This window comes from Phaeodactylibacter luteus, from assembly GCF_007993045.1.
GTDB classification, from domain to species: domain Bacteria; phylum Bacteroidota; class Bacteroidia; order Chitinophagales; family Saprospiraceae; genus Phaeodactylibacter; species Phaeodactylibacter luteus.
The window spans coordinates 38074-51532 of the sequence record NZ_VOOR01000016.1; the positions used below are offsets into that span (position 1 = coordinate 38074).

At 53.6% G+C, this 13459-nt stretch carries 9 protein-coding genes; 3 read left to right on the forward strand and 6 right to left on the reverse strand.

Going from position 1 to position 13459, the window contains the following annotated elements; translation table 11 throughout:
* Positions 1 to 406: 406 nt before the first annotated feature.
* Together FRY97_RS09370 and FRY97_RS09375 are read right to left on the reverse strand one after the other, a co-directional pair.
* Positions 407 to 2143: an Ig-like domain-containing protein gene (locus FRY97_RS09370; RefSeq protein ID WP_170254569.1), complete on the reverse strand. Its 1737-nt coding sequence runs from the start codon at positions 2141 to 2143 to the stop codon at positions 407 to 409.
* Positions 2144 to 2227: 84 nt separating this feature from the next.
* Positions 2228 to 2680 carry a DUF3299 domain-containing protein gene (locus FRY97_RS09375; protein WP_147167189.1) on the reverse strand — a complete coding sequence of 151 codons (453 nt, stop codon included), beginning with the start codon at positions 2678 to 2680 and terminating at the stop codon, positions 2228 to 2230.
* A gap of 275 nt (positions 2681 to 2955) precedes the next feature.
* Here FRY97_RS09375 and FRY97_RS09380 point away from each other — a divergent pair, with 275 nt between their 5' ends.
* Complete coding sequence (locus FRY97_RS09380) at positions 2956 to 3624, forward strand: outer membrane beta-barrel protein (protein WP_147167190.1); 669 nt, start codon at positions 2956 to 2958, stop codon at positions 3622 to 3624.
* Between the two features lie 79 nt (positions 3625 to 3703).
* On the forward strand, positions 3704 to 5158 hold the full coding sequence (gene asnS / locus FRY97_RS09385; RefSeq protein WP_147167191.1) for an asparagine--tRNA ligase: 1455 nt from the start codon (positions 3704 to 3706) through the stop codon (positions 5156 to 5158).
* 410 nt (positions 5159 to 5568) lie between these two features.
* Here asnS and FRY97_RS09390 read toward each other — a convergent pair whose 3' ends face one another.
* The 3 genes from FRY97_RS09390 to FRY97_RS09400 all read right to left on the reverse strand — a co-directional run bounded on the left by FRY97_RS09390 (position 5569) and on the right by FRY97_RS09400 (position 8991).
* Positions 5569 to 6054 carry a DUF4199 domain-containing protein gene (locus FRY97_RS09390; RefSeq protein ID WP_147167192.1) on the reverse strand — a complete coding sequence of 162 codons (486 nt, stop codon included), beginning with the start codon at positions 6052 to 6054 and terminating at the stop codon, positions 5569 to 5571.
* An 83-nt stretch (positions 6055 to 6137) separates the two neighbouring features.
* Positions 6138 to 7244: a hypothetical protein gene (locus tag FRY97_RS09395; protein WP_147167193.1), complete on the reverse strand. Its 1107-nt coding sequence runs from the start codon at positions 7242 to 7244 to the stop codon at positions 6138 to 6140.
* A 28-nt stretch (positions 7245 to 7272) separates the two neighbouring features.
* Positions 7273 to 8991, reverse strand: a complete 1719-nt coding sequence (locus FRY97_RS09400; RefSeq protein ID WP_147167194.1) for a sodium:solute symporter family transporter — start codon at positions 8989 to 8991, stop codon at positions 7273 to 7275.
* Between the two features lie 366 nt (positions 8992 to 9357).
* On the opposite strand from FRY97_RS09400, the gene FRY97_RS09405 reads away from it, so the two are divergent.
* Positions 9358 to 10569, forward strand: coding sequence for a TPM domain-containing protein (locus tag FRY97_RS09405; RefSeq protein ID WP_147167195.1), 1212 nt, complete (start codon positions 9358 to 9360; stop codon positions 10567 to 10569).
* Here the strand turns inward: FRY97_RS09405 and FRY97_RS09410 are convergent.
* Positions 10537 to 12981, reverse strand: a complete 2445-nt coding sequence (locus FRY97_RS09410; RefSeq protein ID WP_147167196.1) for a DUF3536 domain-containing protein — start codon at positions 12979 to 12981, stop codon at positions 10537 to 10539. The two genes, FRY97_RS09405 and FRY97_RS09410, sit on opposite strands and share 33 nt — an antisense overlap.
* Between the last annotated feature and the right edge of the window lie 478 nt (positions 12982 to 13459).

Sequence of the window (13459 nt, forward strand, 5' to 3'; positions counted from 1 at the left end):
CCCTAGTGTTTTCAGGGGCCTCCCCCGCCTCACGGCAGGGGCGCTACGTTCCGGGGCTCGCTATCCGCTCGGCCTTATCAGGCCTGCCGCCCCTGCACATCGCTAGGCCGATGCCCAGCAGCTATGGGCTTGTAGGCTGTAGCCCAATACTTGTGGCAGGCTACAAGGCCCAAGGACTGCAAATGGCTGGCAAAGCCTGGCATTTGCCCGTGCAAAAGCCCTCCCTGATCCAACTCAGAAAGGGCTTTTCCAAAACCATCAGGCCATTTAAGCAGCCTGCTGTATCAGCCGGCCACCACTTCTCCAAAAGAATCGTATTCGGCAGCTTTTCTTATGCAGACATCGGCAAAGCCGCCAACCTGAGCATAATAGTGGCATCCGGCAGGTACGGACGGGCGTACAGGATTCAGTTCCCGTCTATCCGATCGCGTACGGAAGGGGGCAATGTAGATCTTGAGGACGTTGAATCTGCTGCAGGGCGGGCCACCCTCGGAGGAGAAAGCGGCCGCGGTGCCAACTTTTGCGCCATTTCAGCTACCATTTGCTGAAAGTCTATACTGACATCAAGGTCCCAATTAGCCCTGAGCTGCTCTAAGTCTCGCTGATATAAAAATTCAGCCTGCTGCCCGGTATTGTACTCACCGGGGTCCCAACGTCCGTTCCGGTTGGAATCGGCAGTAATGCGAAGCGTGTAGACGCCGGGGGGCATCAGTTCGAAGGCATGAGAAAAAGAGGCAGTATCTGCCACACGGAATGCCGCTTTCAGCTCCTCCTTGTCCAATAGCTCCACCAAGTAAGCCTCTCCTTGGTCAAGGCTGTCTATGGACAGAAAAAGGTTGCCGTAATCTTTCGCCTCGCCGGCCGCAAAAGCGGTAGACAAGGAGTCATTGGATAGGCCAAATATATCCACCAAAGCGCCGGGGAGCAGCAGCAGCTCATAGGGGCGCCCCTCCTTCCAACGGTAATCAATCGAAAGCACCCGCTGCCCATTGGTATCCACCTGAATGCCCCGAAGAGGCACACGTGCACGGGAGGTATCTTCCAGCAAGCGGACAAAAGCGGTATCCACAAAGCTGATAGGATGGTTAAAAACGAATTGAGCAGGCTGCACAGGATGCTGTTTTTGCCCGCCTTCCATCCGCAGCAGCTTAAGGGCGGCCTTCTCCAAAAACGCATCCCGCTTGGTGGCCCGCACAGCCACCGTATCCATGAACAGCGTGTCCTGCTGTAAGAAAATATCCCAGGTTGCAGCTGCAGGATACTCATACCAGACGCGGGTTGTATCCGGGGCCCTTTCCAGCAAAACTTCCCGCTGCCCCACATCTTCCCAACTGATGTCGACTTCCTCCGCAGAACGATTAAAGGAGAGGCGCACCTGCCCATATTCCCGGCTGTTGTCTTCCAAAAGCAGCAGCGGCGGCCGCTCCGTGAACAGGCGGACGACGACTGTAGGCTCCTGGCCTTCTGCTACCGTAAGCAAGGTATCAGGGAAAGCAATCGCTTCCGTAGCCTGATCAAACAAGTAGTTGAGGTTGTTGTCCAACAGGGCGAAACCTTTGAACTGCCCCGCTTTCACATTCTCGATCAGAAAGGCGCCGTCTTTTCCGCTTCGGGCAAAGTAGAAAGGGCGCTCTGTCCGGACCACGCTGTCCGCCGTATTTTCATAAAGCATAAACAGCACATCCTCTACCGGTGCTCCGGTACGAGCATCTACGATCAGCCCGCCTACACGGAGGGAATCAATGTATTCGCCTGTAGAAAAAACGTAGCGCAGGTTTTCTGCAGGGTTGCGCTCAGTAATATCCTGAATAGCCGTACCGAAATTGATGGTATAGGTAGCATTTTCGCGCAGCTCCTCCCGCTCGTCAAATTCAAAAATGACCGTTTTGCCTTTTATGGAAAGCTCATAGCGGTATTCCAAAGGAGGAGAAATGACGACCTGATTGAAGGCATCCCGTATCTCTACCCACTCCGTGAAGGTCAGTTCAATTGGGGACTTGACGTAACGGGTACGCTCATTGGGAGAAGACTTCTCTCGAACAAGACGGGGAGGGTCTTCGTCTTTAGGCCCGCCTTCCGGTCGGACCGGGTTGGCACATTGCCACAGAGCAAAGGCAAGCAAAGCTGCGAGCAGCACGCGCATATCTGGCATTTTCTTAAGTCTATGAACAAAGCCCTGCCGGGCAGCAAGGGCGTTTCTTTCCGTAAAGGGGGTATTGGCACCGGGCTATCGGTCTTCCTCTACCTGCACAACATCTGTCAGGGCGTAGATCAACCGGTTGATGTCCGTTGCGTTGAGCTCCAGCTTCCCACGGATGGTAATGGGCTCTGCGGTATACTCAATCGGCTCATTGGCAAAAACCTCCATGACGGTTTCGGGGCCGGCACCGCCGCAGAAAAAGCACATGCTGTACGGATAGGCAGAAAAGATAAACTCTTTGTGGCCTTTGTAGCCCTCCACGGGGATGATGTAGCCCCGGATACTGACCTCCTGGCCTTCCAGGTTTTTGACCTCCTCACTGAAGACGGGCACATCCACTTTAAAGCCCATAGCCTCGTTGAACTCCTTTTTAAAGGTGATTTTTGAGAGGGTTTTCCAAGCTTTGTCCTGGGCTTGTGCCGGATGTGCAGCAGCCAGGAAGAACAATAGTGCGGCGGTTGCGAAAAGCCAATTTTTCATAATCTCCTCGAGGTATAGGGTTAACAACTGATTCTGTGCAAAGGTAACGTTTTGCAAGGGCTTATTGGTTTAAGGTAAAGTTATTGTTAGCCCGCCACTGTAAAGGGCTGTTAAATTAAGGCACCTAGAGGCCATAAATGGATAGCAGCCGTTTAGGTTATATTGAGGACTCGCTTTTGGAGCACCTCCCAACACAGCTTTAGTTTAGGACCATTTTCCTTGCCGGCTGGCCCATTGGCCCGGCGCATCAAGTACAATCAACACCATCCCGTTCTATGAGAAACCTGCTACTGCCTATCTCCCTCCTCTTCTTCTCTGCAGCCCTTTCCGGGCAAAAACTACAGGTTGGCATCATTGCGGGTGCTAATCTGAGCGAAGCCCACTGGTACCGTACTGAAAGCCTCTCTGATAAAAGCAAGCTGCTCTCAGAGAACAGCCTGCTGACGGGCTGGCAGGCAGGGCTCACGGCCAGCTTTGCCTTAAACGATCAACTTACCTTGCAGGCGAGCCCTATGTTTGTGCGGCGCGGCACTGAAAGCTACGCTGAGTTTGCGCTCCCCCCCAGGGTTCAGGTCAAGCTAGACTACCTAGACTTGCCCCTGCTGCTCCGTTATCACCCCGTTGAGGAAATCTTTGTTGAAGCTGGCCCTTATCTGGGGTATCGCCTTGCCGCCAACTCCTACTACGGAGGGGAAGCCATCGCAACGGAGGAAACCCTCGGGGAGTATTACTGCAAATGGGATGCCGGCGCCATATTGGGGCTTGGGTACCAGGTTGCGCCCTACCTCGCTATACAGCTGAGGGCGGCCCATGGGCTGCTCGGATTGCTGACTGATGAGGTCTACTTTACAAATGCCGAGGGGGAGACTATCCCCAGAGGAGAGGCCCCGCTCTACCTCAACCGTAGCATTCAGCTATCTGCCTGCTACAGTTTTAGCCTTTAGCCGTTGTATAATGCTTGCCAATGGTTGTGAAAAGCCGTACTTTCGCGCCTGATTTTTTCGCTCCCATAAAATTGAACGCATGAGCAAGCGCACGGAAATCAAGACGGTTCTAACGGATTTTGACAGCCGGATCGGCCAGGAAATCACCGTGATGGGGTGGGTCCGGGCATTCCGGTCCAACCGTTTCATCGCCCTCAACGATGGGACGAGCATGAACAACCTGCAAGTCGTAGTCGATTTTGAACAGCTAGACGAACAACTGCTGAAGCAGGTGCACTTCCATGCCTGTATCAAAGTAACGGGGCAGCTTGTCGCCTCTCAAGGCGCTGGGCAGGATGTGGAGCTGCTTGCCGCAAAGCTCGAAATCCTCGGCGGGGCCAACCCTGAAGAATACCCTATGCAGCCTAAGGCACAGAGCATGGAGTTCCTGAGGGAAAAAGCCCATTTCCGGATGCGGACGAACACTTTCAGCGCTGTTTTCCGTATCCGCCACGGCATAGCCTATGCGGTACACAAGTACTTCAATGACAACGGCTATTTCTACCTGCATACCCCCATCATCACCGGCAGTGATGCAGAGGGCGCTGGAGAAATGTTCCATGTAACGACCCTCGACCCTGCCAACCCGCCACGTACTGAGGATGGTGCAGTGGACTACAGCCAAGATTTCTTCGAAAAGCCGACTAACCTGACGGTCTCTGGGCAGCTGCAAGCAGAGATCGGTGCGCTGGCGCTGGGCAAGGTCTACACTTTTGGCCCTACTTTCCGGGCTGAAAACTCCAACACTTCCCGCCACTTAGCTGAGTTTTGGATGATAGAACCGGAGGTAGCCTTCTACGACATCTTTGACAATATGGACTTGGCAGAAGACTTCTGCAAGTACCTCATCAACCATATCTTAGAGCACTACCCAGCCGAGCTAGAGTTCCTCGATAGCCGGATACAGAAGCTGGAGCAGAATATGCCCAAAGAGCAGCGCCGCGCAATGGGGCTGATCGAGACCCTACGATTTGTAGTGGACAACGACTTCGAGCGCATTACTTATACCGAAGCGGTCAACATCCTGCGCAGCTCTAAGCCTTACAAAAAAGGCAAGTTCGAGTATGAGGTGGAATGGGGCAAGGACCTGCAGGCAGAGCACGAGCGTTTCTTGGTAGAGAAAAAATTCAAGAAGCCAGTCATTGTGAGGGACTACCCTGCAGAGATCAAGGCCTTCTACATGCGCATGAACGAAGAGCAGGAGCAGATCCCTGGCAGGACTGTAGCAGCGATGGACGTCCTCTTCCCCGGCATAGGGGAGGTAATCGGCGGCTCACAGCGCGAAGAGCGCCTCGATGTCCTGAAAGCCCGTATGGCCGATATGAACGTGCCCGAAGAGGAGCTTTGGTGGTACCTGGAGCTGCGCAAATTTGGGGGCTGCCCGCACGCGGGCTTTGGGCTTGGCTTCGAGCGTATGGTACAGTTCATCACAGGCATGGGCAATATCCGCGATGTGATTGCTTTCCCGAGGACGCCCGGCAACGCCGAGTTCTAAATGCTAAAAAAGGCTTCTACATGAAAAGGCGGCAGGCTTCATTCCTGCCGCCTTTCTTTTTCTCAAGCCCAACCTGCACCTAGAGGCCTCAGGAGCTTGTCGGGGGCTTTAGCAATCGGGCTGCCCTGCTAAGCCAGCGGGGCCATCTCCTGCTTGTACTCCGTCCAGAAATCCGTATCCCACTTTATACACGAAAAGCGGAGTGCGGTTTTCGGGGCCCGTCTAAAGCCAAAAATATTATTTGCAACTGGAAAGCCAACAGGCGCTAAACCAAAATGCTGGGACCGGACTAGCGCTGCGGAGGGGTGGGAAGCCCGGCAGGGCCGAGCGGATAGCGAGCCCCGTAGCATAGCGCCCCCTGCCCTCAGGCAGGGGGAGGCCCCAAAATCATAAGCTGGCTTGCGCCCTATCTAGGATGGCCTGCTCCTCAGAAAGAGCGGGACGATGGCAGAAGTGAGCAGCCCCATGACCATTCCACCGATGGCCCCTTGCAGCATATAAGACTGTAAGTTGAAAAAAGCTGCCGCTGCGGCTTCGGTCTCGTAGTACCCTTGTGCTACGCTATAGGCGATGACGTTGGGGAAATACTCAGGCGAGATGACCGTATGGGTGAGCCATTGGGCGAGCGGGCTCAACACAGCCACTACCAAGCTGATGAGGGCACCGGAAAAGAAGCCTTGCCTCCATGTCATGTGCCCGCCATAATCACGGTGCTTCTTGTCGCGCAGAGCGAACACAAAAACCGCTATGGCCAAGACAGCAAATAGATTGGTGTAAGTGGGGTGCTGTTCGATATTGGGACCATGCCAGCCCATGGCTTTTTCGAAGTACATCCAGCCCATAGCTACGAGGCTGAAGATGAGCCCCCATTTAATTTCAGTCGAGTAGTTTTTCATAAGTGCAATGGTTTTAGTCCAAAACTTGGTGGTGACAGTATGCCCCCTAAAAATAAAGAATTCCTAAAACCTTTGCCCTACGCTTATCCGGCCAAGCACTCGAGGATTTTATCTGCAAGCTCCTTCAGCATCTCTTCTACCCATTCTTCCTCATCAGGATCCTCGTCTGCTTCATATTCGCGTATCTCCTCCGGCACGGCCCGTTTGTCTCCTGTGATTTCATAGCTGACCTGTTCGTACGTTCTAGAAGCTTCAAAGGCGCACTCATCAAGGCTGCAATCTCTGCTCCGGGTGCGGATGTCGACCTCCACCTCCAGCTCATACACCCAAGTCGTGATGACTTTGGACACAGTCGCTTTGACCGTCTCATAAACTGGTTTTTCTTCCTTTCTGCCAGCAGCGTTGGTAACTGTGGCGTAGCGGGCAATCACTTCTTCCTCAAACTCTAGGCGCTCGGTCTGTTCATTTTTATCTATATCGGGGTTATCGAAGTCGATGCGCGCCAAGCAATCGGCCTGAGCTTCGGGGATATTGGTGCTAAGCACACGGAACCCTCGGGAGAGATCTTCCAGCCCGCGCAGGGCACGGTTGACCTCATAGCGGTAGCCAAAGGGGTGGTCAATATCGATTCGGACCCACACCGTGCCGGCCCTGCGGGCAGCGATAGCCAGCGGCTCTAGGTTGATCCGTTCTTCAGCATTGCTGTACTGCAATGCAGCTTCGTAGTGGAAGGCCGCTTTTTGAGCAAAAGCTTTTTGGGGATCGCGCTGAAAGGCGGCCATTTGGCGGTCGCCTTGTGCCCAGTGGTGGCGCACCAGGCGCTCTTTCTGCTGATCAGCTTCCCGCTGCAGGCGGCCAAGGCGGGCGGTGGTACCGGAAGGCAGGAAGGCCGCCCCTGCTATCATTTTTTCCTGAAGGGCCTCGTTCATCTGCACTCCCCGCTCCCAATCCTGAGGGCTCCGGCTTTGGTAGAGCACCTGCCGCTGCGCTCCTTCCTGCGCCTCAATTTTTTCGAGGGCCCGGCCCAGGGTAAGCTCATCCTGCCGGCTACCTTTGCCACGCTCCAAGCGATCGAGCGCCTTGCGGAAGGCAAGGTTGTAGTTGCCAGATTCCAAGGCTTCCTGTGGGCTTTTGCAAGCTGGCAGAACAGCAAGCAGCAAGGCTAGCATCCAGAAAAGTGAGGTTCTCATTGTTAAAGGGTTTCGTGCTCAATAATTTTTAGGCGGAAGCCAAATCCGGCCGCTCGGGCCAAAGCAGGTGCAATAGGTAGGCCAGTGCCATGACAATCAGGCAGCCAATGAGGTTGAGCCACAGATAGGCAATCTCGATGACCTCCATAGCGTTGAGCGCGAAGATAATCAGCACCAAGGCTTCCCCTATCAAGGCAGCAAGAAAGACAGAGCGCCCTTTTATCTGCTTCATGAAAAAAGCCACCAGAAAGATGCCTAAGATAGCCCCGTAAAACAAAGATCCAATGATGTTCACGGCTTGTATCAGGTTTTCGAACAGGCTGGCCGTTGAGGCAAAGATAAGGGCGACTACGCCCCAGCCAGCAGTAAACAGTTTGGAAGCATTGAGGTAGTGGCGGTCGCTCTTGCCAGTCACCCAGCTGCGGCGGTACAAGTCCACCACCGTCGTTGTGGCCAGCGCATTGAGCTCGGAGGAGGTAGAAGACATGGCTGCCGAAAAAATCACTGCCAGCAGCAGCCCGACCAGCCCGACCGGCAAATAATTGGTGACAAAGGTGATGAAGACGTAATCCGTATCTTTTACCTTGGCGATAGGGTCGGCCTGCAAGATCAAGCCCTTAGCTTCCTCCCGCAGCTCCCGGTCCGTTTGGCGAAACTCCTGCAGGCGCTGCTGTGCCTGGGAAATGGCCGCTTCGTCTTCCTGCTCGATCGCCTGCATCAGAGAATAGACTTCCCCCTGCTGATTCAGGAAAAGCGTATTGTGCTGTGCTTGCAAGTTTGCAAAATCTTCCGCGTAGGCAGACTCCTCCACCTTCTCTACATTGGCAGAATTGAAGTGTAAGGGCGGCTGTTGAAACTGGAAAAAGACAAAGACCAATATACCTACGAAAAGCACCAAAAACTGCATAGGTACTTTGAGCAGGCCATTGAACAACAGCCCCAATCGGCTTTCGGTCAGCGATTTGCCGCTCAGGTAGCGCTGAACCTGCGACTGATCGGTGCCAAAGTAAGATAGGAATAAGAATACCCCTCCTATCATACCGGACCAAAAGTTGTAACGGTTGGAGGGGTCAAACTTGAAGTCGACCACGTTCAGCTTGCCCATCTTTCCAGCTATGCCCACCGCATCGCTAAACCCTACCTCGGGCGGCAGCTGCAAGACCAAAATAACGGCAGCAATGAACATGCCAGACAAAATGATGATCATCTGCTGCTTTTGGGTAACGCTCACGGCTTTAGTACCGCCAGCTACCGTATAGAAAATGACGAGCACACCGATGAACAATACCGTCCAGCGCAGGCTCCAGCCCAATATAGTAGACAGGATAATGGCGGGGGCGTAAATGGTAAGCCCGGCGGCCAGGCCACGCTGTATCAGAAAAAGGACGGCGGTGAGCGTGCGGGTCCGCAAATCGAAACGCCCCTCCAGGTACTCGTATGCTGTATAGACCTTAAGGCGGTAATAAATGGGCAGGACGAAGATACAAAGGATGACCATAGCGACAGGCAGCCCGAAATAAAACTGTGCAAAGCGCATGCCGTCGTCGTAGGCTTGCCCCGGGGTAGACAGAAAAGTAATAGCACTAGCCTGTGTAGCCATGACCGAGAGCCCGATAGTCCACCAAGGCAGATCACGATCGCCCAGCAGATAACTTTGTACGTTGTTCACTTTGCGGGTATGATAGACACCATAGGCTACAATACCTAAAAGTGTGCCCAGCATGATGGTCCAGTCGAGTGTCTCCATGAATGTTGCTTGCTTAAAGAGGTATGGCTAAATAGAATTGAGCAGCCTACGAATAGGCTTTTGTAAACCAGTAAAAGATGGCTATGATCAACGCGTGGAAGAGGAGCACAAACCAGTACATATCGCGCCAGGAAGAAAAGATTGGTGGCCGGCTGTCGTCCGGTTCAGTTGGCGTTTTTGGTTGGGTATCCGGCATACGTCTTTGTTTTTTTAGCCTCGCGGCTGGCTAAAATAGCAGGTTCCCAGCGATTCCCACAGTTTTTAACGAATCTTTAGGTGGGCTTTGCTCAAAACCTCCCTGCCTTGCCCATTTGGGCAAAACGTCCAACTTTTGCGTACTTTAGCTTTTGCACAACCCTTAAACCAATGGCCCGCAACTTCATCCTGTACCTTTTTTGCCTGCTGCCCCTCTTCGCCATAGGGCAAAAAACCTACACCATCGAATCGGCACCTAACCCCAAATCCTCAGGCAATGGGTATGTCAGTGACCCCGACAATTTCCTCTCGGCCGAAGACGAAGCTACGCTCAACCGATTGTGCGCAGAACTGGAACAGAGCAGCACCGCACAAGTGGCTATTGTTGTACTTGGCTCTATTGGCTCCGAAAACCCCAAAGATTTCGGCACCCGGCTTTTCAACCATTGGGGCATTGGGCAGGCCGATGTTGACAACGGGCTGCTCATCCTTTCGGTGATGGACCAAAGGCGTACTGAGTTTGAAACTGGCTATGGGATGGAGGCCGTCCTGCCAGATATCTTGTGCTACCGCATCGGTATGCAAGAGCTGGTGCCTTATTTCCGAGAAGGCCAGTACGGGCAGGGGCTTATTGCGGCTACTGCCGAAATTAAAAGGCTACTGGAAAACCCCGATGCCTTAGCGGAGATCCGCAGTCAGCCAAGCCGCAGGAAATCTTATTCCCAACGGATGGGGTTCTTGGCACTATGGCTGGCCATCAACCTTATCTTCCACCTTTTCCTTACTGGCTACCTGATCTATTCCCGATTCAGCAAACAGCGCATCTACGACCGGCACCAAATGGTCTACAAGATGTACCGGTGGTGGCTGATCATCCCTTTCCCCCTACCCTATCTCCTCTTTTATCTGGGCATGCGGTACTGGCTCAGAAAACTCCGGGACATGCCACGATATAGCCCAAAAAATGGCAAGCTGATGCACAAGCTCACCGAGGAGGAAGAAGATCAGTACCTTGAGCTGGGGCAAGTAGTGGAGGAAGCGATAAGGTCTATCGACTATGATGTCTGGGCTACCGAAAACTATGACGACATCCTCATCCTGCCTTATCAGCGCCGGTGGAGCGGTTATTCGGCTTGCCCCAAGTGCAGCTACCGCACTTATAGCAAAACCGATACCGTGGTGCTCAGGCACGCCACCACCTCGAGCACTGGCTTACGCCAAAACACCTACGTGTGCAAGAACTGCAACTACTCCCGTAAAGAGACCGTTGTCATCCCCAAAGTCAGCACTTCCTCAGGGGGCAGCAGCTCCGGGGGCGGAGGCGGTGGCAGCTCCTTTGGGGGCGGCAGCTCAGGTGGCGGCGGTGGCGGTGTGAGCTGGTAAAATCGCTACAGAAACGCTGAGCTGCTCGCCCAAACGGGAAAAGGCAGCTTGCCACTCAGCATTTGGGAATGCTTTCTCACCATCTTGGAAAGCTTGCAAAAGCGAAAAATAGAGGTTCTGGCTCTTCCAAAACTGCATGCCCAAGTCGAGCTCGTTGATGGTTTCCAAAACAGCCGCCAAGGTTTGCAAGTGCTCAAGCTCTGGCGCTTCCACCCGCAATTCCTGCAAAGCTTGGAAAATCCGTTCTTCCACTACCAGCCGGAAGGCCTGCCGGTTGCTTAGGCGCACCTCCCAACGGCGGAACTCTGCATACAAGCGCCGCAGCTCCCTCCTGCTCAGTACCGGCTTGCGGAAAGCCTCTAACAGATCGTGGTTGATCACATAACTGACTGCGCTGCGGTAATACTCTGGCACAGGGATTTCCGATAGGACAAACCCGGTCATCAGCTGGTAATTGCTCTCATAAATAGTGCGCAGCGAACGCTCTACCTGCTCTTGGCTGCTTTCGGTGATCTGTTGCAGGATTTTGCGCTTCTCGTCCAAGAAAAGGTGCCAAATTGAAAACTTCTCCGGCCCGAAGTAGGCCTGCATATGGCCTATGACTTCCCCAAGGTTAGTACTCCGGAAAGCAGCCTTGGCCAAGCCTGCCATTTCATCGAATGCTTCTCTAGGCAGATCAAGAGAAATATTGCCGATGATGTTCTGCTGCCCTAGGTAAAGCACGGCAAAGCTGAAATGCTTTTCAGAAAACGTAGTTTTAGACCTGACTGTTGTCCGCCCCAGAGCAAGCCGTTGCTTGCCGGCAGAAAAACGCAAGAAAACTTCGCTGTCTGCGATATAGTTAAAAAACTCCAAGTGCTCCGGGTACTCCTCAAAAATAGAAGAAGCCGCATAGTGCATCCCTACCCGGACCAAGTCTACCCGTGCAGGTTCGACATACTTTTGGTAACTCTCCGCAGCACTCTCAAATAAGTTGCTGGGCACCTGCCGGAGCCGGCTGAGAAAGGGCTCTTGCAAATCTGGGCCGCCCACCTGCATCGCATAGTGTATAGCCCGGTTGGCATATTGCAGGATCTGATTGGTCTCTATGCCCGATACCTCATCAAAAAACCAGCCACAACTGGTGAACATCAACATAGCATGGCGCTGCATCTCCATGAGGCGGAGCAACTGTGTGCGCGCCGCGCCGTCGAGCGGCTCCAAGGCATGCTCTTGTATAAAAGCCTCCACCTTGTCCTCTCCCCTTCCCAGCAGCACCTTGATGTAATCGTTGCGGGCAGCCCAAGGGCTCTTCAGCAATTTGCCAGCTTCTGATTCGTAAAGAGGGATCAGCTCATCGCGCAGCCAGTTCAGGGCATCTCGCAGCGGCCCGCGCCAAGATTGGGACCAGCCGGGGTTTCCGCCAGTGCAACAGCCACAGTCCGAGCGCCAGCGCTCTACCCCGTGCACGCAGCTCCATGAGCTGTCCTCATGAATTTCTACCTCCCACTCCGGCGGGAACAGCTCCAGGTACTCGCCATAGTTGGTGATGCGGGCAGTGGTGTGCTCACGCAGATGCCTTAGGCAAGCCGCCAGTGCCATCTCGCCGTTGCGGTGGTGGTGCCCATAGCTCTCCCCATCTGTCGCAATATGAGCAAGCTGAGGCGTATCATCGCCATCAAATGCTTCGGTGAAACGGTTGGCAAAAGCAGCGCCATTGTTCAGCAGGCCTTCAAAAGCTACCCCTTGGGAAATACCTCCATGGTAAAAAAACAGGGCGATCTTTTTGCCGGAGGGCAGCTTGCACCAGTAGGGGCGGCGGGAATCGACAGCCGCATGCCCAAGCCCTGCCCATTCTGCCTCTCCCAGCTTGCGTATCGCCTTGGCCTGACGGGGCGCGAGAATGGTAAACGCTATGCCTTGTTCTGCCAAAACCTCGAGTGTCTCTGTATCTACAGCGGTCTCCGCCAGCCATATCCCCTCAGGCTTGCGCCCAAAACGGTGTACAAAGTCTTCTATGCCCCATTTCACCTGTGTCTCTTTATCCTGCCGGTTGCAAAGGGGAAGGATAAGATGGGAGTGCACCTGTGCCAAAGCAGAGCCGTGCCCTCCAAACCGCGCCTTGCTCTGCTCGTCAGCTTCCAGTATGCGGGCGTAAGTATCCGGATCAGCTGCTTCCAGCCAAGAAAGCAGCGTAGGGCCAAAGTTGAAACTGATATGGGCATAATTGTTGACGATGTCGATGATCCGCTGCTGATCGTTCAGTATCCGGGCAGTCGCATTGGGGGCATAACACTCAAAGTTGATCCGCTCGTTCCAGTCATGGAAAGGCGCTGCCGAATCCTGTACCTCCACTGTCTCCAGCCAAGGGTTTTCACGTGGCGGTTGATAAAAATGGCCGTGGATGCAGACATATTTGTTGGAATGGCTCATGTCGATTTCTATTTTAGGGCTTAGCAATTGGGGCGGCAAGACACCCTCCTTAGTACTTGTCTGAAGCGGTTTCGTAATGAAAATCAGGGATGTATGATCCTGTCGAAGTCACTAAGAGTGTATTGGGATTTTGGTCCTCTAGTCGGAAAATAGTGAAGAAGCCCGGTCCATAAAACATTAATTTGCAATAGGGACAAGCTCCAAATACGCTCTTAGTGTAAAGATAACAATAAGAAAACAATCTAGGCTAAAATGGATAGGGTGAAAGGCCCGCATGCCAAGGAGGCATACCGCCTGTAGGGCATACCGCGCTGTTTTTCCCACCTTCAGTTCTAAGCCCTTACGGCCAAAAGCCCTACCTTTGGAAAGCAGCTGCCCCTGCCGTCAAGATGCCGCCACCGGCAATCAAGCAGCCAAGGCACAGCCCATCATGCAGGAGCAGCAGGCATACCCAATTGCAAAACGTACAGGTTAAACA

Bases quoted from the DNA above. Each gene is read 5' to 3' on its own strand.
- FRY97_RS09370 (WP_170254569.1), bottom strand. From the start codon at position 2,143: ATGCGCGTGCTGCTCGCAGCTTTGCTTGCCTTTGCTCTGTGGCAATGT.
- FRY97_RS09380 (WP_147167190.1), top strand. From the start codon at position 2,956: ATGAGAAACCTGCTACTGCCTATCTCCCTCCTCTTCTTCTCTGCAGCC.
- FRY97_RS09400 (WP_147167194.1), bottom strand. From the start codon at position 8,991: ATGGAGACACTCGACTGGACCATCATGCTGGGCACACTTTTAGGTATT.
- asnS (WP_147167191.1), top strand. From the start codon at position 3,704: ATGAGCAAGCGCACGGAAATCAAGACGGTTCTAACGGATTTTGACAGC.
- FRY97_RS09375 (WP_147167189.1), bottom strand. From the start codon at position 2,680: ATGAAAAATTGGCTTTTCGCAACCGCCGCACTATTGTTCTTCCTGGCT.
- FRY97_RS09410 (WP_147167196.1), bottom strand. From the start codon at position 12,981: ATGAGCCATTCCAACAAATATGTCTGCATCCACGGCCATTTTTATCAA.
- FRY97_RS09390 (WP_147167192.1), bottom strand. From the start codon at position 6,054: ATGAAAAACTACTCGACTGAAATTAAATGGGGGCTCATCTTCAGCCTC.
- FRY97_RS09395 (WP_147167193.1), bottom strand. From the start codon at position 7,244: ATGAGAACCTCACTTTTCTGGATGCTAGCCTTGCTGCTTGCTGTTCTG.
- FRY97_RS09405 (WP_147167195.1), top strand. From the start codon at position 9,358: ATGGCCCGCAACTTCATCCTGTACCTTTTTTGCCTGCTGCCCCTCTTC.